Source organism: Furfurilactobacillus sp. W61-4 (genome assembly GCF_057545565.1).
This window is the reverse complement of the sequence record NZ_BAAJNZ010000001.1, coordinates 111,363-131,236: the sequence shown is the minus strand read 5'-3', so window position 1 is coordinate 131,236 and position 19,874 is coordinate 111,363. Positions and strand designations below refer to the sequence as shown.

Annotated in this window: 21 protein-coding genes and 2 pseudogenes; 6 read left to right on the top strand and 17 right to left on the bottom strand. The window is 42.9% G+C overall.

Annotation, left to right across the window (positions count from 1 at the left end; genetic code table 11):
• The first annotated feature begins 93 nt into the window (after positions 1-93).
• From AC27FN_RS00710 to AC27FN_RS00700, 3 genes are all read left to right on the top strand, one after another.
• Positions 94-297 (top strand): DUF1659 domain-containing protein, encoded by a 204-nt coding sequence (locus tag AC27FN_RS00710; RefSeq protein WP_487166116.1) that lies wholly within the window; start codon positions 94-96, stop codon positions 295-297.
• Between the two features lie 42 nt (positions 298-339).
• Positions 340-588: a DUF2922 domain-containing protein gene (locus AC27FN_RS00705; protein ID WP_487166115.1), complete on the top strand. Its 249-nt coding sequence runs from the start codon at positions 340-342 to the stop codon at positions 586-588.
• A gap of 608 nt (positions 589-1,196) precedes the next feature.
• The gene (locus tag AC27FN_RS00700; RefSeq protein ID WP_407882458.1) at positions 1,197-1,382 is read left to right on the top strand and encodes a hypothetical protein; all 186 of its coding nucleotides are present in this window, start codon (positions 1,197-1,199) and stop codon (positions 1,380-1,382) included.
• Between the two features lie 72 nt (positions 1,383-1,454).
• Here the strand turns inward: AC27FN_RS00700 and AC27FN_RS00695 are convergent, their stop codons facing one another.
• Together AC27FN_RS00695 and AC27FN_RS00690 are read right to left on the bottom strand one after the other, a co-directional pair.
• Positions 1,455-2,030 carry a hypothetical protein gene (locus AC27FN_RS00695; protein WP_487166114.1) on the bottom strand — a complete coding sequence of 192 codons (576 nt, stop codon included), beginning with the start codon at positions 2,028-2,030 and terminating at the stop codon, positions 1,455-1,457.
• Positions 2,031-2,597: 567 nt separating this feature from the next.
• Positions 2,598-3,200, bottom strand: coding sequence for a nitroreductase family protein (locus AC27FN_RS00690; protein ID WP_487166113.1), 603 nt, complete (start codon positions 3,198-3,200; stop codon positions 2,598-2,600).
• A 248-nt stretch (positions 3,201-3,448) separates the two neighbouring features.
• Between AC27FN_RS00690 and AC27FN_RS00685 the strand changes: the two genes are divergently transcribed.
• Positions 3,449-4,195, top strand: a complete 747-nt coding sequence (locus AC27FN_RS00685; RefSeq protein ID WP_487166112.1) for an NADP-dependent (R)-specific alcohol dehydrogenase — start codon at positions 3,449-3,451, stop codon at positions 4,193-4,195.
• A gap of 229 nt (positions 4,196-4,424) precedes the next feature.
• Here the strand turns inward: AC27FN_RS00685 and AC27FN_RS00680 are convergent, their stop codons facing one another.
• From AC27FN_RS00680 to AC27FN_RS00670, 3 genes are all read right to left on the bottom strand, one after another.
• Positions 4,425-4,925, bottom strand: coding sequence for a cupin domain-containing protein (locus tag AC27FN_RS00680; RefSeq protein ID WP_487166111.1), 501 nt, complete (start codon positions 4,923-4,925; stop codon positions 4,425-4,427).
• Positions 4,926-5,042: 117 nt separating this feature from the next.
• Complete coding sequence (locus AC27FN_RS00675; protein ID WP_487166110.1) at positions 5,043-5,549, bottom strand: hypothetical protein; 507 nt, start codon at positions 5,547-5,549, stop codon at positions 5,043-5,045.
• Entirely contained in the window at positions 5,509-6,564 is a 1,056-nt protein-coding gene (locus AC27FN_RS00670) for a hypothetical protein (protein WP_487166109.1), read from the bottom strand. Before AC27FN_RS00670 ends, AC27FN_RS00675 begins: the two co-directional genes overlap by 41 nt.
• A 515-nt stretch (positions 6,565-7,079) precedes the next feature.
• On the opposite strand from AC27FN_RS00670, the gene yjeM reads away from it, so the two are divergent.
• A complete protein-coding gene (yjeM, locus tag AC27FN_RS00665) occupies positions 7,080-8,573 on the top strand; it encodes a glutamate/gamma-aminobutyrate family transporter YjeM (RefSeq protein WP_487166108.1) in 1,494 nt (497 codons plus the stop codon).
• A gap of 264 nt (positions 8,574-8,837) precedes the next feature.
• Here yjeM and AC27FN_RS00660 read toward each other — a convergent pair whose 3' ends face one another.
• The 7 genes and pseudogenes from AC27FN_RS00660 to AC27FN_RS00630 form a co-directional block, all read right to left on the bottom strand.
• On the bottom strand, positions 8,838-9,416 hold the full coding sequence (locus tag AC27FN_RS00660) for a MurR/RpiR family transcriptional regulator (RefSeq protein ID WP_487166107.1): 579 nt from the start codon (positions 9,414-9,416) through the stop codon (positions 8,838-8,840).
• A 203-nt stretch (positions 9,417-9,619) separates the two neighbouring features.
• Positions 9,620-10,717, bottom strand: coding sequence for an agmatine deiminase (gene aguA / locus AC27FN_RS00655; RefSeq protein ID WP_487166106.1), 1,098 nt, complete (start codon positions 10,715-10,717; stop codon positions 9,620-9,622).
• Between the two features lie 332 nt (positions 10,718-11,049).
• A complete protein-coding gene (gene arcC, locus AC27FN_RS00650) occupies positions 11,050-12,003 on the bottom strand; it encodes a carbamate kinase (RefSeq protein WP_487166105.1) in 954 nt (317 codons plus the stop codon).
• Between the two features lie 10 nt (positions 12,004-12,013).
• Positions 12,014-13,108, bottom strand: a complete 1,095-nt coding sequence (gene aguA, locus AC27FN_RS00645; protein ID WP_487166104.1) for an agmatine deiminase — start codon at positions 13,106-13,108, stop codon at positions 12,014-12,016.
• 17 nt (positions 13,109-13,125) lie between these two features.
• Positions 13,126-14,508, bottom strand: coding sequence for an APC family permease (locus AC27FN_RS00640; protein ID WP_487166103.1), 1,383 nt, complete (start codon positions 14,506-14,508; stop codon positions 13,126-13,128).
• Positions 14,509-14,562: 54 nt separating this feature from the next.
• Positions 14,563-15,582 (bottom strand): putrescine carbamoyltransferase, encoded by a 1,020-nt coding sequence (ptcA, locus tag AC27FN_RS00635; protein ID WP_487166102.1) that lies wholly within the window; start codon positions 15,580-15,582, stop codon positions 14,563-14,565.
• 385 nt (positions 15,583-15,967) lie between these two features.
• A pseudogene (locus tag AC27FN_RS00630) lies at positions 15,968-16,193 on the bottom strand (DUF436 family protein); the annotation flags it as partial.
• Positions 16,194-16,684: 491 nt separating this feature from the next.
• Here AC27FN_RS00630 and AC27FN_RS00625 point away from each other — a divergent pair.
• Positions 16,685-17,281 (top strand): annotated as a pseudogene (locus AC27FN_RS00625) (aspartate/glutamate racemase family protein); the annotation flags it as partial.
• Positions 17,282-17,401: 120 nt separating this feature from the next.
• Here the strand turns inward: AC27FN_RS00625 and AC27FN_RS00620 are convergent.
• Genes AC27FN_RS00620 through AC27FN_RS00600 form a run of 5 tightly spaced genes read right to left on the bottom strand, consistent with a single transcriptional unit; the run spans position 17,402 to position 19,813 of the window.
• A complete protein-coding gene (locus AC27FN_RS00620; protein WP_487166101.1) occupies positions 17,402-17,911 on the bottom strand; it encodes an ECF transporter S component in 510 nt (169 codons plus the stop codon).
• Between the two features lie 12 nt (positions 17,912-17,923).
• Positions 17,924-18,490 carry a TIGR01440 family protein gene (locus AC27FN_RS00615; protein ID WP_487166100.1) on the bottom strand — a complete coding sequence of 189 codons (567 nt, stop codon included), beginning with the start codon at positions 18,488-18,490 and terminating at the stop codon, positions 17,924-17,926.
• Complete coding sequence (locus tag AC27FN_RS00610; protein ID WP_487166577.1) at positions 18,483-18,827, bottom strand: bifunctional hydroxymethylpyrimidine kinase/phosphomethylpyrimidine kinase; 345 nt, start codon at positions 18,825-18,827, stop codon at positions 18,483-18,485. The genes AC27FN_RS00615 and AC27FN_RS00610 overlap by 8 nt, the downstream gene beginning before the upstream one ends.
• Positions 18,828-18,829: 2 nt before the next feature.
• On the bottom strand, positions 18,830-19,330 hold the full coding sequence (locus AC27FN_RS00605) for a bifunctional hydroxymethylpyrimidine kinase/phosphomethylpyrimidine kinase (protein WP_487166099.1): 501 nt from the start codon (positions 19,328-19,330) through the stop codon (positions 18,830-18,832).
• 51 nt (positions 19,331-19,381) lie between these two features.
• Complete coding sequence (locus AC27FN_RS00600; RefSeq protein ID WP_487166098.1) at positions 19,382-19,813, bottom strand: hypothetical protein; 432 nt, start codon at positions 19,811-19,813, stop codon at positions 19,382-19,384.
• Positions 19,814-19,874: the final 61 nt, after the last annotated feature.

Sequence of the window (19,874 nt, the reverse complement as noted above, 5' to 3'; positions counted from 1 at the left end):
ATTAGCTTTACAATCTAGCTTTCCATTTCGTTACTATTACTGTAAGCGTGGCCACCCTTACAAAACTAAAAAAGTTCAAAGGAGACTCATTTTATGTCAGATAAATGGCTTACTAGTTCCGTTCAATTCGAATTCATTGGTGACGGTCATTTGCTTCCTGTTAAACGAACGTATCCAAACGTGGTGGAAAATGCAACGACTGAACAGCTAATGAAATTTGGGCAAGCAATTGCTAGTTTGACTACCGACGCATTAGGTGACACCACACTGATCAAGAAAGAAGCTATCACTGAATAGCCACTAACCCCTCTCATTCTCATAAAAAGGAGCGCAAACTAGATGAAAAATCTTAGTTTAAAATTCACCACTGCCGCCGGTAAAAGCGTGCATTTAACGATCCGCAATGTTAATCAAAATTTGAGCCAAGAGGTCGTTCGTGCAGCCATGCAAGACATGATTGACGCACAACTGATCACCGATAAAAATGGAATTCAACAATATACCAAAGCACTTTCGGCCCACTATGTGGAGACAACCAATACGCCAATTTTTGACGCCGAACCAGCACCAATCGCTGCAACTAACTAGTCACTAACGTAAACGCTAACCAATTCACCCCGTGAACAGGCCCGACCAATTTGCCATCGGTCGGGCCTGTTTTTGTCGAGCTACACAAACCTGATGTCTGTGCCTAGCCAAGGCCGTCTAATTGGCAGAAAACGCCAACTAGCCAGCCTCCGCTAGTGCTCAACATCACCCAGCTTGCTTCGCTTTGAGTTGTTTGTCGAGCTACACAAACCTGATGTCTCTGCCTAGCCAAAATTACCAACAATCGATTTAACTAATGTGACAGTTTTTGATGATTAATTTGATGATCAAATAGAAAGGTGGCTTTTATGCAAAAACGACTACGCCAACTGCTCGTCGTCATAACTCTATTGATAACTGGTTGGTTAGGAGGTCAACAACGACTGACTCCGCCCACATCTTCGGAACCTTGCCCATGTCAACAAATGCGGGACAAAAAATTCGACAAATCAACTAAAATTGTGCACAATAAACTCAGTCAATCACCGCTGTTGACCACCCTTTTTAAAGACTTTGACCTTTTTTGACTTTAATGGTGTTCAGCGCTTGACCCGCCTAATAAAGAATGTTATTTATTAGGAGTCAATTTTTAATGGAGGTCCCGTCTTATGGAAACTGAAGCTCATCGCAACCTGATTACTGCCAAACTTCGGCAACTGTTTAAGAGTAAGCCCGTCGTTAAGGAAGATCGTACCGTGATTGTTCCCGCTCGCGTTCAGTCAGAGAATTCTCGCTTTGAACGCTCATTAGCTACGACGCTGCTCAGCCTGCAGTTTGCCCGAATTGGCGAATAATTTAAATTGAAGTAAAAAATAGCGGCCACCCATCTGGGTGACCGTTTTCTATTTCTTCAATATAAAAACCAGCTAATTGGCGATTTGCCCTGACCAGGCAGATGTTCGACTCGTCAATAGTCGATCCATCAATTGTGGCCACGTGTTTGCCTGTAAACCAACACGCAAAATTTGCGATTGACTATCAATAATTTCTGCAAGCAGATCGGTCTTCGTGTTAAAGCCAATTTCACGGACGAACTGAAAGGCTAAATGTTGCCGCCGCAATGGTTCCAATAATTCAAAGTAGTCGACTGGCAAATTGCACAGCCGGCGATCTAATGCATTCAGATTAGCTGTCGACAGCACGACTTGTTCGATGTTGCGATTATAATGACTGACAGCCCAAACAAAAGCCTTCACCCAGTTACTACGAATCACATCAGCACCGAAATAGACGTGTGAAACCCCGGCAGTCGCTTCAACCATGAAAAATGGATCGTCGGGTTCACCCACCAACACTTCAAAACGATCTGTAAAACCTGGCTTTAGAGCATGCGGTCGATCAGTAGTCAGCCGGATATCAGCTGACGGATGTGCATCTGCAAAGGCTTCAATGACAGTCGCGGTTAATGATTGTGCGGCGCCAACAAATAAAATTTTTGCCATGGTGTCCTTCCACTTTCCAGTCCTGCATTCTTTAATCATAATTCTTTTAATGGCTTTATTATAACCATTTTTTCATGTTGTGAATATACCAAATCATAAAAAAAGTCGTTTTTTTATTTTTAAATTGTAGACAACTTTAATAGTTTCCGTGTCACGAGCCGATCTAGTAGTTCGTAAAACATTTTACAAACCATAGCAATTAACTATACCAATTTCACAAATGGACTAGCTCTTAATCAAGATAAGCATAACCCATTCATCAATCATAGATGGGTTATGCTTATTTAATGCGGTTTCAAAGCGAACCATATACCCCTTTAATAAAGCTAGTTAATCATTTCCGTGGCAGACCACTCACTAATTCAAAAATAGTCTCTGCTATAATTCAATGATTTGCCATGATCAATCCCGACAGTTACCCTAAATTACCACTAACCCCACTAATTTCCTTAGTTGTACCCGTGAACGGCACCAGCGTCTCAAATCACTAATACATATCTTCAGTGCCACTATAATTATTTTTAGACCGAAAAAAGCCACCCCGAATTGAGGTGGCATTTCAATCAATTAGTTAAAACTCTTAAAACGGATGCCGTCATCAATGTAATCCTTGTCATCAGGGATTGATTCAACAGAACCAAATGGCATTTCGCCACGTAACCGCCAGCTATCTGGAATATCGAATTCGGCTTTCACTGCCTCATCGATGAGCGGGTTGTAATGCTGTAGTGATGCGCCCAAACCATTTTCTGCCAGCGCTGTCCAGACAGCAAATTGAGCATTACCGATGTGTTGTTCGGACCAGTCATAGAAGTTCTCGGCATACAATGGGAAGCCTTCTTCTAATTCCTTAACCTTGTCCATGTCCGTGTACCACAACATCGTACCAAACCCAGCCTTAAATGCACCGTTTACTTTAGCTTCAGTGTTACCAAATGCTTCCGCTGGTGTCACCTTCTTTAATTCAGCCAGCGTCATGTCCCACACTTTTTCGTGAGCCTGACCGTAAGTAAAGACCACTCGAGTTGTTTGACTGTTAAACGCTGAAGGCGCTTCTTTAACAACGTCAGTGATTAACTGATTCAATTCAGCTTCGGAAAAGTTGACGTCCTTTCCTAGTGTGTAAATTGTCCGACGTTGCTTCATTAAGTTGAGTAAATCTTCCTTCATCTCAAATGCCTCCAAGTGATTTCAATTAAGTAGTTGAGCAAAAGCTCTGGTACTACTATATACAACTTACAAAAAGTAAGCAAGGCCTATTTAACGTTTTCTCACAAAAAGATTAACCCTGGTCCGCTTGTCCGACTGCGTAGCCTGGCAACGAATTTCGGCGCCCACTTGTGCACCTATTCACTTTACGCGACAACTGTGCGAGAATAAAAGAGGTTCATGAAGAAAAACTCAAGGAGGCTATCATTATGGCAGGACGTTTAACAGATAAAGTCGCAATTATCACGGGTGGAACTAAGGGAATCGGTTTAGCCACTGCAGCCGCTTTTCTTCACGAAGGTGCCAAGGTTGTCATCACTTCACGTAACGAAAACGATGGTGAACAGGCCATCGCGCAATTAGCTGGCGGGGACAACGCGACGTATATGCAACAAGATGCTTCTGATGAAGACCGTTTTAAACAAGTTATCGATGACACCGTTGCTAAATACGGCAAACTGGACGTCATCGTTAACAACGCGGGGATTGCGATTGCTAAAGACGTTGAACACACAACCAGTGAAGAATGGCATCAACTGCTCGGTATTAACTTAGATGGCGTGTTCTACGGAACCAAATACGCGATGATCGCCATGAAAGACCACGGTGGATCAATCATCAATATGTCTTCCATCGAAGGGTTTATCGGCGATCCACTCTTAGCCGCTTATAATGCCTCCAAGGGTGGTGTCCGTTTGTTCAGTAAATCGGCAGCCCTCTATGCAGCTAAACAAGGTTATGGCGTGCGTGTCAACACCGTGCACCCTGGTTACATCAAAACACCATTGGTCGAAGCGCAACCTGGAATGGAAGAAGCACAAACTAAGTTAACACCAGTTGGCCACATTGGTGAACCAGATGATATCGCAAATATTTGTGTCTACCTTGCCTCTGACGAATCTAAATTCGCCACCGGCTCTGAATTTGTTGTTGATGGCGGCTACACCGCTCAATAATCAAGCATTACGCATCATTAAAACTTGACGAACGTCGCTACAATTGCAAGGAATCCTTTAGGGCACCCTAGCCTTATATTATTTTGGCCTTCGGCGAGTTAATCATTGATACTCGTATAAAATGTAAACCAGCATCAATTCGCTGTTTTTTATAATAACATGATATATACAAAGACGTCGTATCCTCATCAACTTGGTTGAGGATACGACGTTTTGCCTTGATTATCGGTCAATCCGGAAGTGTTGTATAGGCCAACCGATCGATCACAGAAGTCACTTTGGGATAAACACCATTCAGTTCAGCTTTTGTGAAGAGTTTAAAATCCTGATAATCAAATCCTGGCGCAACTACACAGCTAACCAAACCAAATTCTGAGTGATCTGACACCTCTGAACCAAAAATGATGCCAGCACGAACCGTAGCTTGTAGAACTTGTCCGGCATTTAAATCAGGTCCTAACACGATTCTTTGATAGGAATGATCTGGCATTAAACAGTGAACCGTCACTGCCGCTCCATCGTGAAAGAACCATAATTCATCATGCTTAAGTTGATGAAAATGTGACGCCGAACGATGATCCAACAAAAAGTAAATACTAGTGTATTGATAGCGTTCTGCTTGGGAAACCTCGTCCAGTTGCTTAATTGAACTGTGATCCACTTCTTTAAACCAGCCACCCTCAGGATGTGGCGTTAACTTTAGCTGTTCAATAATAGTTTTCTTGTCCATTCTTTTTTCTCCTCACATGCCAAGAACCAAAGTTTTATCCAAGTAAAAAGGCAATTTTAAAATAACATCTTAAATTATGGAGAAATATTTCGAGTTTAGACAATTTCATCAAGACCGTCATTTCCCATGCCCAGCCAAAATGCCGATGGCAACGCCGATGCCGGTCAATAACCCAAAGCCGTCACCAATTTCAAGCGTGTAATGATCCGCATTATCCGCTTGCTGTCGTATTATCAGCACAGTCTTGGCGCCATTGTGTAGTACATATTGAGCCCGCCCTAACCCGGTAGTTAACTGCAAATTCTCGTGGCGCACATTAATTTGGTCAGTGCTTCGATAGCTGATCGTCCGCGTTACGACCGCCGCGACCGGTTGCTGATTGATCGATAAACGATAACGGGCGCCCATGAACCGCCGTTTTGATTCAATCAATAATGTTTGACCATCAATCGTGAGCTCATCATGGGTCGGCATTGTCACCAGCCATCCAAAGAAACCGTTCCACAGACTAGACCAAAAGTGATTTCGACTTTGGCCTAGACTTGTGCCGGTATCTGTTAATACCCGAAACCGCTGGCCATGTTCATTGAATTGAAGTTGTATCGTTAAATTCGTTGCGCTCACCACCCGTAAATTCGTTATCTTTAGGATACGTGGTTATCGCCGATTCAACAAGCGTCCGTTGTTCATCAGTTGCTAACCAGTGCCCCTGCTTTTGAACGTCATAGGTTTGCGCGTCTTCCTTAAACCCTGGCACATTTTTCCAAAGCAGAGGTTCAATCTTTTCGACCGACGGCGGCTCGGTTGGCGCTTGACCGTGAGCCATAAAGTGGCGCGTCTTGGGCATAATTCGCCGACCGTGCCCATGAATAAATGTTTTAATTTCTGCGGTCAATTCCGTTTGTGTCAGCTGCAAGGCATCCGCATATCCCATTAACATATAATCTTCAATGGCAGCCACCATTAACGTTTCAATCGCCATATCATGAAAGTCTTTGGGATCAGTGACCACCAACGCTGGATGAAAGTTAAGCACACTAGTCAACGAATTCGCCAACCGCGGTCGAGCTACTTCAAAACCAGAATCTCCCATCATTGCGCTGATGTAATCTTTTTGAATTTGGACAATCTGCATAGCATCCGTTAACCGACTGCGCATAAAGTAAAAGGTCGTTGGCAGCAACAGCTTCAAGCTGTTGTCAAATTCCATGGTGACCGCCACACCTTGATCCTCCAGCGCGACCAGATTATAGAAGCTCACCCATCCAGTCCGCCAATCGCTTGGACCACCAAGTGGCACTAAACCAAAATGTCCATGGACAAATGGTAGATAAGCTTGATTACCCGCATATAAATGTGCCAAACGCATGTACAGGGTCATCATCGTGGGATGTTCTTCAGTTGCCTGCTTCATTAAACTCACCGCACTGGTCTGGGTTAAAAATGCGCCTTTACGCCAATCAATTACTAATGTGTACCGCTGCGCGTTCAATTCAATCGGTTGCAACACAATCGTGGTCGCCAAATCAAGCTTATATCCGGTAAAAACACGATGTTGGGCCAAAAGTTCTTGGGCAAATTGATCGGTCCTCAAATTAAAAGTCTTCCCGTGCAGCATTGAGTTCATCCATAAAGTCATTGGTGGCGCTCCTCTCAGGTATGTTTGTCACTCGTTTAGTATAAATGATTGAATGAACTTTAGTAGGCTATAATTTGTTTAATGTTCGTATTTTATCGTCTAATCTCATTGGTTAGCCTGCAAGTGTTATTTGTAGAGATAATTTAAAGCAAATCCCGAAAATATGAAGTTTCTGCAAGCTAACCGGCCTCAATAAACGAACTTTGAGCCCCCAAAACACGGTTATTAATAATTAAAGATTCTCTTAAAACATTTCAAAAATAACTTGTCACGCCACTATCATAATAATCTTTTTAAAAAACAGCCCTGTCGCTTAACGCAGATCATCATAAAAAACGAACACCTCTTATTCCGTCAATGAATAAAACTCCAAAAAAATTACGTTATTTTTCAATTCCGAAGTGTCGCAATTGTGCTAGTATTACAAGGTTGACTAAATACCTGATTATTAGGTTAAGTCAAATACGCATAAATTTACAGATACTGTCATTTTAAAGAATTGGAGCTGACGAAACTTGGAGGAAGAGTTTCTCGAACAACGAAATATCAATTTAACTGGCTTAGTCTTAATGGTATTCACCGCAATCTACGGCATCGGGAATACCACGGTTGCTTATGATCAGATGGGTTATGCCGCCATCATGTGGTATATACTAGCAGCCATTTTATTTTTCTTACCTAGTGTCTTCATGTTCGCTGAATATGGCGCGACTTTTAAGGCCGCTCATGGTGGCATTTATTCGTGGCTGGCTGAGTCAATTGGGGAACGACTTGCCTTTACAGGCACCTTTATCTGGCTTTCCGGGTGGATCGTCTGGTTAGTTTCTGAGGGATCAAAGATTTGGATCCCATTTGCGACAGCAATCTCTGGTCATGACACCACCCAGCAATGGCACCTCCTCGGACTAAATTCCACCGAAACGATTGGGATATTGGCCGTTTTGTGGATGGTCGTCGTCACCTTTTTCTCCACTCATGGCATCAATCAGATTGCCAAATTTGCAGCCTTTGGTGGTGCAATCTCGTTACTAATTACGGCTTTCTTCATGCTAACCAGTTTGCTTCTATTATTGATTAATGGTGGACATCTGGCCCAACCGATTACCAGCATGAATTTAATTCACTCGCCGAACCCCCAATTCACCTCACCAATTGCCTTAATGTCATTTGTCGTTTACGCGATCTTTGCCTATGGCGGGATGGAAACGATGGGCGGCGTGATCGATAATGTTAAAAACCCTGAGAAAACGTTCCCCAAGGCAATGTTAATTTCCACTTTTCTAATGTTATTTATCTATTCAGTTGGGATTTTCATGTGGGGCATTAGTGCGAACTGGCACAGTGTTTTAGGCAACAAGTCCACCGACTTAGGTAACGTGCTCTATGTTTTGATGAATAATTTAGGGGCCAGCCTAGGGCATGCACTGCATTTATCGAGCGCAGGTGCGACCAGCTTGGGCAACTGGTTCGGTCGTTTGATCGGCATTGAAGAATTCCTATCAGATACCGGAGCCTTCTTCGTGTTGGTCTACTCGCCCTTAAAATCGTTTATTATGGGCACGCCTGAGAAATTCTGGCCCAAACGGGTTACCCGTCTTAATCGATTTCAAGTGCCTGCCTTTGCAATGTGGATGCAAGCCTTAATTGTCTGTGTGGTTATTCTGGCAGTGGCCTTTGGCGGCAATAGCGCTCAATCCTTTTATACTGTGCTAACTGATATGGAGAATATTTCGTCGGCTTTCCCTTATCTATTTTTAGTTGGTGCTTTCCCATTCTTCAAGCGTCGCCAAGATTTACAGCGCCCGTTTGTTATTTACAAAAAGCCAAGCGTCACTTGGACTGTGACAACGGTTACCTGGATCACGGTCTTGGTAGGGATCGTCTTCACCATTATTCAACCGATGTTAACTCATGACTATTACACGGCTTTTTGGACCATTATCGGACCCATTTTCTTTGCCGGCATTGCCTTGGTATTTTATCGTCATGCAAATAGGAATGCGAATTAATCTTTCAAAAGAAAGCCAATCAATAAATGCGAGTAAGACATAACGCCGAATTGAGAGTGAGCACTAGCAATAAAAGGAGCCTCTTGAAGTGAACCCATTAAGTTGGGCAATTAAATTAAACGACTGATTAAGAGGTAGATTGCCGGTATTAAACTGGTGATCTACCTTTTAATTTGATTTTGGTTCTGCGTTGATTGTAATAGTCCAACCAATTAGTCATGTCCCCAACTTGCTGATTTGTTTAATAAGCTACCTAGCCGCTAATTATTGCTGGTCTTCTAACCACTGATATAAGAGCAATTCCATAATCACAATCGCAGCGACGCGGGAACCGATCTCTAATCCTTGGGTCGTCTGCACTTCGTCAACAAACGTATATAGATTAACATCACTAAGATTTTGAACGGGATTATTATCGGCCCGCGTAATCGACAAGATTAAGGCACGATGGTCTGATTGCTCAAGCAATGTTGAAATGAGTTCGATAAACTCCGTGCGCTCCCCACTGTAATCGATGACCAAGACTAAATCTGTGGCCGAAATATGCTTAATCGCAGCTCGCCGATACAATCGATCCTCAGGAAAGTTAACGTTAAATCCCGAAAGTCGATAAAGATTGGCAATATACTGCGCAGCGCTCTTGCTCGTACCTGTCGCAAAAATAAATAACGTCTCGACATGAGCTAATTTGGCTGTTAATTGATGAAGAACTTCCGGCCGGATCACATGAACCGTTTCGGCGATATTCTTCAGATACTCTTCCCGATAATCACTTTGTTCAACCACAAATTGATCAGATTGTTCACTTTCGACGGAAGCTCCCTGGCGCGTTGTGTATTTCAAGACGGTGATAAGTTCACTGTAGCCAGAAAAACCAATTTTTCGTACGAATCGCAGAAAAGTTGCGGTTGAGACAAAACATTTCGCTGACGTCTATCGAATTGACATATTCTTAACATCGTTCATGTTCGTCACCAAGTAATCAAATAACTTGCGTTCATTACTGGTCAAATTTTGTATGTGTTCGTCAACAATTTCAAAAAAATTCATAAACGAGCCCCCAATCCATTCACATCAGGGCGAGTGTGAACAATCGTGTGAATGTTACCACCACCTAAAATCATTTCTCGAGCTTGGAAAGGAACAACCTCCTTGTCTGGAAACAATTGCTGCATTTTTGTCAGTGCAACTGAATCTTGTGGGTCATCAAATTGAGGCACGATGATCGCCTGATTAAGTGTGATAAAGTTCACATAGCTTGTCGTCAATCGTTGACCATCCGTTCTCGGTAACAAGCCGTTGATTGGATCGATCCCACTGGCTTCTTGCTGACTAATTCTTTGAATGCCAGGCATCAACAAATGATGAATTTTCAAGGAACGGCCTTTGGCATCGGTAGTATTGGCGAGAATTGCTTCGGCTTCACGCACGGTTGTATACATCGGATCTGCAGAATTATTTGTCCAGGTTAAAACAACTTCGCCTGGCTGAATAAAATTCACCATATTATCGATCGCACCATTGGTTTCATCCAGAAAATAGCCGTGTTGTAACCAAATGACTTTTTGGATGCCAAGGATCTGCTTAAATGCCCCCTCAATTTCAACGCGCGTCCGCCCCGGATTGCGCCCTTCAGACAGCAGCACATCCTCAGTACTAATCAAGGTCCCCTCACCATCAGTTAAAATACTGCAGCCTTCCACGACTAAATCATGGTCGATCGTGTAAGGAATTCGATTCAATTCAGCCATTTTTTGACCAATTAATTGGTCTTGATCCCAGGGAAAGTACAGACCGTCCAGCAGACCTCCCCAAGCATTAAAATCAAAGCTGACCGCTTGCAATCGGCCAGCAATTTCCGTATAAATCGGTCCCGTATCTTTAATAAAAACGTCGTTGCTACTTAATTCCAATACGCGAATCTGACTCACCAAACGCTTGCGTGCATTCAGGTATTGCCGCGTCGATACAAACATGGTGACTGGTTCAAAACCAACTAATAGGTTCGCTAAGTCGGCAAAGGCCGCTTGCGCAGGCTTGGCACCATCACGCCAATTGTCTGGGCGCTCTGGCCAGATCATATACAAATCTCGCTGTGGTTCAAATTCCGCCACCATTCTTGCCTTACTCAATCCTTGATTCATTAGCAACGCTCCCCACTTTCTATGCTTCTAACAATACTTTAACTGACACCAAAAAAAGTCCCTAGTTTAAGTGCACCCGCCCCTTTTTATGTAACTGATCATTTGTGTAAGACAGTCCCGAACGAGACACAAATCAAATAGCGAGCACTAAGGACGAAATGCGAACGATGAATGAGTCCTCATCGTTCGCATTTCGTCCTTAGGCGGAGTCACTTACCGACTGATGTTCCGCTTTTTGGCTATTCAGATTAGAAATGAGCTGTTGTTTTCTTTTTAAAGGCTCTTTGACTTATAGCTTCGTAATTGCTGCTAACTTTTAGCTGACTTCCCTATTACTTAACGGTTGCCTGGGAAATGACCGTACCAGCACCACTCTTTAAAAAATTAGGGACATTTTTTAATGACGTAATGACTGCTTGACCATGACTGTGATTCACAAAATCAATTGCGGCTTGAATCTTCGGTAACATTGACCCTCGGGCAAATTGATCTTGGGCGATATACCGCTCACATTCAGCGACGGTTACGTTAGTCAAGCGCCGCTGATTAGGCTGATTAAAGTTTACGTAGACGTTATCAACCGCCGTCAGCACGATTAATAAGTCTGCATGAATTAACTCAGCCAACTTTTCCGAGGCAAAATCCTTATCAATCACAGCTTCTCTGCCGACATAACCATGGGCTTTCCGCACGACGGGCACCCCACCGCCACCAACAGCAATGGGAATCACTTGATTGGCAACGAGTTGATCAATTACTGAAGCTTCCACTACATTAATCGGATGGGGTGAGGGCACGACTCGGCGAAAACCGCGACCGGCATCTTCCACAAATGATTGTTCAGGATGTTGGGCTCGCTGACTAGCGACTTCACTGGCATCGTAAAAAGGTCCGATGGGTTTAGACGGATCCGTAAACGCCGGGTCGTTCCCGTCAACTTCCACCTGGGTCACCACGGTTGCAACCACTCTGTTTAGACCTTGTTCACTCAGAGCTTCATCCATGGCGTTTTGTAACCAATAACCGAGACTTCCTTGAGTCATGGCCACCGCTGTATCAATTGGCATTGCCGGATTTTGTGGTGTAGCGCCGGCTGCCTGTTGAAGCAATAGGTTGCCAACTTGTGGACCATTTCCGTGAGAAATAACTAATTCATCCCCCTGCTCAACAAATTGCACCAGCGATTGCGCAGTTTGCCGAAGTGCCGCTTGTTGGGCTGCAGCACTAGCGTCTTTAGTTAAAATCGCATTTCCACCAAGCGCAACTACAATTCTTCGACCTGTCATTTACAATCACCTATGCTTTCGGGACCTGTTGGGTAATGCAGTGAATATTGCCACCACCTAATAGAATCTCACGAGCCGGCACCCCAACAATTTTGCGGTCTGGATACAAGTCTGCTAGGACTTTTTTGGCATTATCATCGGCAAGGTCGTCGAAGGTTGGATAAACAATGCCGCCATTAGCCGTGTAGTAATTGACATAACTAGCCGCTAACCGATCACCTGCTTGGCGTGGCAGTGTACCATCCACCGCATCCACACCTTCGCTTTCTTCCTTCGTGATGAGCACTGGCTTCGGCACATTTAATTTCACAACTTGAATTTGGCGCCCCTTTGCATCTGTGGCTTGTTCGAGAATTGCCAAATTTTCTTGGGAGATCTTGTATTGCGGATCCATCTCATCGTCTGTCCAAGCCAAGACGACCACCCCCGGACGAACAAAATTGGCAATATTATCCACGTGACCGTTGGTTTCATCATGATAGATACCATTCTTTAGCCAAATGATTTTTTCCAAATTTAAATGTTCTTTCAACACCGTTTCAATTTGTTCTTTTGATAATTGTGAATTGCGTCCTGCTGAGAGCAGACATTCTTCTGTCGTGATTAAAGTTCCTTCACCATCGACATGAATCGAACCACCTTCAAGGATGAAGTCGTCTAAGCGATAACGGTCAACCCGTTCTTGTTCCGCCATCTTCTGAGCGACTCGATCATCCTTGTCCCAAGGGAAGTACAGTCCGTCAACTAAGCCACCCCAAGCGTTAAACGTCCAGTCAACTGCGCGTAATCCACCCTGATCGTTTTTAACAAAGGTCGCGCCACAGTCGCGGATCCACGAGTCGTCGTTTGAAATCTCAACCACTTCGACCTGATCAGGCAACATCGTGCGCGCATTTTCATACTGATCATCATTAACCCCGACCGTCACATGTTCGAATTCTGAAATTGCGGTTGCGACATCCACAAACGTGTGTTGCGCCGGTTTACCTCCATTCCGCCAATTGTCAGGTCGTTGTGGCCATAAAATATACACACCCTGATGCGTTTCAAATTCAGCAGGCATCCGGTAACCATCTTGTTTAGGAGTACTTGATAAAGTCTTCATATTAATTAGCTTCCTTTCTACTTAGCTTGTTTTAAATCAGAATGTTGTTCATGATGCTCAGCGACCCGGACGACAATTTCACCAATAATCAATGCCAAAATCGTACCAATCAAGATGGGAATTTTATTGTTCATTTCTTCGCTAGATCCATTTAATGGCAAGATTGACAGTAAAATGGTGGCGATGAGTAAGACTTCCGGAATCCATGTCATCAGGTTAATTAACCCTGGCCCACCGGGAACTTTAAACGGTCGATCACGATGGGGATCGCTGTGGCGCAATTTCAAAAATGCCGGAAACATCATCGTATAAGACAGTAACAATGCAACAACATTTAAGGCGAAGAATGCCCAAAAGATGTTTTGATTAGGAATAAATGGCGACGCAATCACGAGCACAGATGCGACGACTCCGTTCAAATAACCAGTACCAACCGGCATCCCTTTAGCGTCTTCTTTACCAAACACTGCCGGGAGCGCATGGTCTTTGGCAGCATAGTCGGCCACATAGTTCACACCTAAGGCCCAGGAGACCATTTCTGAGGCTAGGATATACAGGAACATAATTCCGATAATAATGACAAACCAGTTCATCTTACCAATCATCAAGATAAAACTATCAAGTAATCCAGACGAAGCTGATAACTTATTGGTCGGAATTGCCGCACCCATTCCAAAGGCAGCCAATAGGTAGAAGAAGGCAATGAGTACCCCACCATAGATGATCGCCTGAGGAATTTGTTTCTTCGGTTGATCCATGTCGTCAGCCATCGTTGCCACGACTTCAAAGCCAAGAAAATTGAAAATAATGACTGATAAATTACTTAAACTAGCTAGATTGAGCTTCGGCAATAAATTAGTGCCAGTATAATCGTTTGCCAGGCCCCTAGTAGCAGCAAAATAAATGCCTAGAATGCCTAGCGACACGATGGTGAAAATTTTGGCAAACGCGGCCAAATTCAAGATCCATTTACTTTCACTAACTGGCTTATTGCCTAGTAAGACGACTGTCCACACAAACAGGAGTTGAATCACCATCGTCCAAGCAATATTCAGGTGAACTTTAAAAATTTGCGAAGCAACTTCGGAGAATAATACAGCTAAGCTTGCCATCCATAATGGGTAGTTGATCCAGTAAAGCCAAGCTAGACGACCACCCCATCGTCGCCCGAATGCCTGTTTTACCCAATCGTATAGACCGCCATCCCCGACATAGGTTGTCCCTAATTCTGATGAAATAAGGCCATAAGGGATGAAGAACAAGATCAATAGAAAAATCCACCAGAAGAATTGTGAAGGCCCAATCGCCGCAGCCGGCGCCGCCGATTCAACCACTAATACCACGACTACCGCCATTAGGACGGCATCAAACAGTCTAAATTTTTTCTTATTTTTCTTCATTGCGCACTTCCCCTTTGAAGAAGTTAAGCTCGATAACAAGGTGTTAGTCAGCCGCTAGCCAACTTGATGCGTTAATAAGTCATCAAGCGTTGCCTGAAATTGCTCAGCTTCCTGTGTTGTTGCATGTTTCATCAATGGATTAAGTAAGTACGTAAAAATCGCGCGCATTGCGGTCTTGCGGTTGCCAGCTTCTTCCCAGACTAGTGAATAATCAGAATCAATCACTTCATCAGTCACCTCTTCGCCGCGAGTAGCCGGTAAGCAGTGCAAGAATTTCACGTGGTCAGAGGCTTTGGCAACCAAATCAGCGTTGACTTGATACTTCGGATAAAAGATATGCATCCGTTCATCTTTTGGTAGCTCTGATTCATACAGGCCATACCACACATCGGTGTAAATGAAATCAGCATCCTTTAAGGCTTCGTCAGCATCCTCCGTCACTAACACGGAACCACCTGAAACAGCCGCATTTTGTTGACCGATTGCCAATTCTTCAGGTTTAATCTGGAAGCCTTTAGGCCCGAATTGAACAAAGTCCATTCCCATCTTGGTCGCCATGAACATCGTCGAAACACAGACCTGGGTGGCGTCGCCAACAAAGACGATCTTGCAGTCACTGAGTTGTTTACCGGCCGGCAAATGTTCGCTCATCGTAATGATGTCACCAAGCTCTTGAGTCGGATGATTGTAATCACTCATGAAATTGACAACCGGCACCTTAGCAAACTTACCAACTTCGGCCACTGTCTCATGCCGTTCCACCCGCGCACCAATAATGTCGACAATGTTGCCAAGCACATGAGAGGTATCCTCGATCGTTTCGTGTCCACCAAGTTGAATCTGCCCAGGTGCCAGATACTGAGCATGTCCGCCTAGTTCAGTCATCGCTGCTTCAGCAGAGGTCCGGGTACGGGTGGAAGATTGCTCAAAAATCATTCCTAATGATCGATTTTTTAAAAGCTGCGGATAATAACCTGCGTTAATGGATACCTTAATAGCAATTCCCAAATCGATCATGTATTGAATTTCTTCCTTGGTATAGGTATTCGTGTCAATAAAATCACGTTTTTGCATGATGTCTTGCCCCTTTTCAATAATTTTTCTTTGGATTACGTGAATAGCTTAACGAGGTCTCAAACAAACGGGAAGCGCTTGCAGCATTTCCAAAACGCTCGACAAAAAGGTGTAACGTGTTTCATTTGATGAAACACGTTACACCTTTCGTACATCCGCTAACCACGCGCTTGCCGAGTCGTTAGTGATTAACTTTTTGGCTAATTTATCTGTCAGATGTGTAACAGCGATAATTGAGTAATGACGGTGAATCGAGTGGGAAAAAGGCCTGACATTTTAACAAGTTTCCCTTTTAACGGTCAGATTCGGCATATAATTCAAAACTTAATTTCATGCTTACCATTTCATATCATACCAACTCATCTATTTTAACGGTGACTTAAAATCATTGTGTCATTGGGATAATTCCCGAGGGTAAATCTTGGGTTCGTTTGTGATAGATTGCTCGTTCCCCACCGATATATTTAGGCTTACTTCGAATAAAGCTAACATGTGCGCGACCGATATTTTTGATCGATGTTCGTACAGAAATCTGAACAAAACGCACATGCATACCAATAAAAGTGTCACCAATATCCATACCGGCATCCCCCCTCGATATGCTCAACTTCTGGATGATAGGAAATAGATGGTATGTGCTTTTTAGTAGACAGATATTTTGTGCACCATAAATAAACACATAGTGCACGATAATTAATTTGAACTCAAAACCTAATTGAAGGTACGCATACTTGAATACCGCTTATAGTAAAACTACTTATCAAACAATTACCCACCTTTCGTAATCACTGGCGCCAATAATCTCTGACCCATGACAAGCACATAAGAAAAAATATTTAATGTATGCAGTAAATGCTCTGCATTTCAAAGTGATCCTGACTTTTAGTGAATACTCATAGTCTTAACCTACTCAATTCGCTATCTAACGCAAAAAATCTAACATTATGATATTATTAAAACGAGGTTATATTTTATAGGAGTACTAATTATGAAAAATTTTTTTGGTATTTTAGGTGGTATGGGTGCCCAAGCCACTGAAAATTTCATTCATTTGATCAATGATCGAACCGCTGCTACTAAAGATTAGGACTATTTTAACTATGTATTATTTAACCACGCAACAATTTCCGTTCGTTCTAGTTATATTATTGAAGAATTAAGTGCCGATCCTTTCCCTGAATTAAGTGAAGACTGGGAACAAATGGACACTTTGCACCCAGATTTTTTTGTAATCCCATGTAATACGGCGCACTTTTGGTTTGACCAATTACAAGCACTAACAGATACCCCAATTCTAAACATGCCTGAAGAGACAGTGAAGGCTATTGTTCAGGAATTCCCGGCAGCTAAAAAAGTTGGTCTCCTTGGCACGCCAGGCACAATTGCTGATGGGATATACGATCAACAATTACTCAGATTTGGTCTGCAAGCCATCCATCCGACTGCAAGCATGATTGACCGCCTGCACAATTTGATCTTTGATCAAATTAAAGGCCAAAACTTCGTCGATGGAGAACTATTTCATGATCTAATACGAGAAATGATTCAGTTAGGTGCCGAGGTTGTCATTCTAGGTTGCACAGAACTGTCATTAGCCAACTATCGAAACCCTAGCGTGAACCTTCCAATTGTTGACTCACAGTCAATTCTAGTCGATAGAACAATTCAAATCGCTGAACAACTTCAACACGACAAATAAAGACTACTTAAAAAGCGCCAGGGACAGATTTTTCAAAGACCGTCCTACTGACGCTTTTAATAGCTATAGATACTCCAAAAACATTTTCTCTCTATAATGATCCTTCTACCTTAAAAAATACTAATTTTTGGCCAAATACGGTTGAACCCTGGGTGCAACCAGCCAAGCTACAACTCCACCGACAATCGCCTGAATCGGATTGGTGGCTAGCCCAACAAGACCTACGACTGGTCCATACAACAACGAATCCGCAATGAAATACCCGACCACCATAACTAGTCCGCCAAAGATCAGTGCAGCCAAGCGAGCTATTATGCCAGAAAAGTGACGAACTAAATAGCCAGTTAAGAAGCCTTCTATTCCATGAATGATCAGTGAAAAGAACATGTATTGAGCATAGCCTGAAAGCAGATCTAATAAAAAGCCACTTAGTGCACCAACCGAGCCACCAACCCGCGGACCGAGCGCTAAGGCAGCAATGAAGATTCCGGCATCACATAAATTAATATTACCGTGAGTCATTGGTACCGGAATAATGAATAGACGGCTAACTACAATGTTAACTGCCACTAACATTGCCGTTAACATTAATTTCCGCAATTCTCCACGATTTGATGATTGGTTTCTCATCGTAGTCCTCCACTAACGGGCATCTACCAAATTTTTGTCTGTAAATTCGTATTGTGCTCGTTGACCACCAATCAGCTTCGGCCGGGAACGTAACGCAACGACTCTTGCTTCACCGACATCACGATGCTGCAGATGAACTGGAATTTGGACAAATTTAACATGCATACCAATATCAGTGCCACCGATATCAATACCACCAGCTGCCGTAATGTGCTCAACTTCAACCGGATCTTTAAATTGTTGGAACCCAGCTACTTGAGTTCCACCACCAGCATGAATTGCTGGAACGACCGACACGACATCTAAACCATTTCGTTCAGCAACCTCACGTTCCACTAATAGCGCTCGATTAATGTGCTCACACCCTTGAATTGCTAAATGCAAATGGCGCGGCTCAAGAAACTTCTGTAGCGTCTCCACAATAACTTGGCCAATTTCTAAGCTAGAATTAGTTCCTTTCCATTCACCACGAATTTCACTGGTACTGCAACCCACGACAAAAATGGAGTCGACTGGAAATGTAACTTTCGAAAAAAATTCATCCAATAATTGACTTAAATCAATTCGAATTTCACTCATACTCTCTTTGCAAACCTCCACACAGATAACTCTCTTGAAATTTTATTAATTCACTTACAGCAGCTGAGGCATTCAAGCCTAAGTGACGCTTAGTATCAGTCTTAGCTGTCGCCAAAATTGTACTAGTCACGATAGATACTGCCTCTTTAACAGCCTCATCTACCGACAGGCCAGCCATCAAAAGACCGGTCAGCGTTGCAGCAAACAAATCTCCTGATCCATCAAAATGACCTTCAATCCGTTCTCCCTTGATTCTAAAAACCTTATTGTTTCCAATGATGCATGTATCAATGCTGTTGCTCTCTGGAACACCGGTGACAACGACTTGCGCATGCAGGTCTAACTTTTTTTGAGTGTATTGACGGATCTCAACAACTCGCCGTCAGTTGGAAATTCTTCAAACTTTTTATTACTCAGCTTGCCAAGTTCAAATAAATTCGGAGTAATTATATCTGCGGACTTGATTAAAGTTGCAACTTCTTTTAAATATCCATTTGACAACCCAGGATAAAATTCGTCATTGTCTCCCATCACCGGATCCACCAAAACAAAAGATATACTAGTTCTTTCTAAAAAAGTTCGTACCTTGCTGCATCCATCTACTGAGCCTATATAGCCAACCAATGCACCGTCAATTTTAACTTTTGCTTTTTGACTTATTAGATAGGCCGACTTTTCCCACCACTTCGTTAAGTTGACCGCCTGTGGCAGGTCAAAACCTTCCGTCTGAGAAGAAAGTACCATCGTCGGTAGTGGAAAAACTTGCTGATTTAGCGCTGCTAAGATCGGAATCGCTAAGCCCATAGAGATTGCGCCTACAGTAGATAAATCTTCCGTCACTATAAGATTCTGTCTCATCATCTTTTTCAAAATACTGTGACCTTTGCCTTGTCATTTTAGGATATCGAAAATTGTACTAAATTCAAATCCTTGAGCAGACTCGGACCGTAATTCTTTAACTTCACTTTGAGGAACCCTTTTGTGGATTGTAGTCTCTTTAGCATTAAATGCATAATATTTTCCATCCCCATTTTTCTCGATGACCTTCACAAGGTAGAAATGCTCACTCATAATCCTCTTACTTTTAAATGTGAGCTGAGAATTTCTCTGTGTTTTCATAATTATCAGGTTATCGGAAAAAGAATTGTCATTTTCTTTCGGTTGAATGTGTTTAAAAAAAGTCAAATTCTCTCTAATCGTAATTTGCCTTAGAACTGATTTCGGCGTCATTACTAATTGCTTTCTTTGAATAAGCTTGCTAAAAGCAACGATGAAGAAAAGGGAAAAAATTAGCAAAAAAACTATTAACTTTAAGCGTTTCACATCATGCTCCTATTATTCGTGAAATATTCCACATGCATTAAGATTATCAACCTGTTCAAAG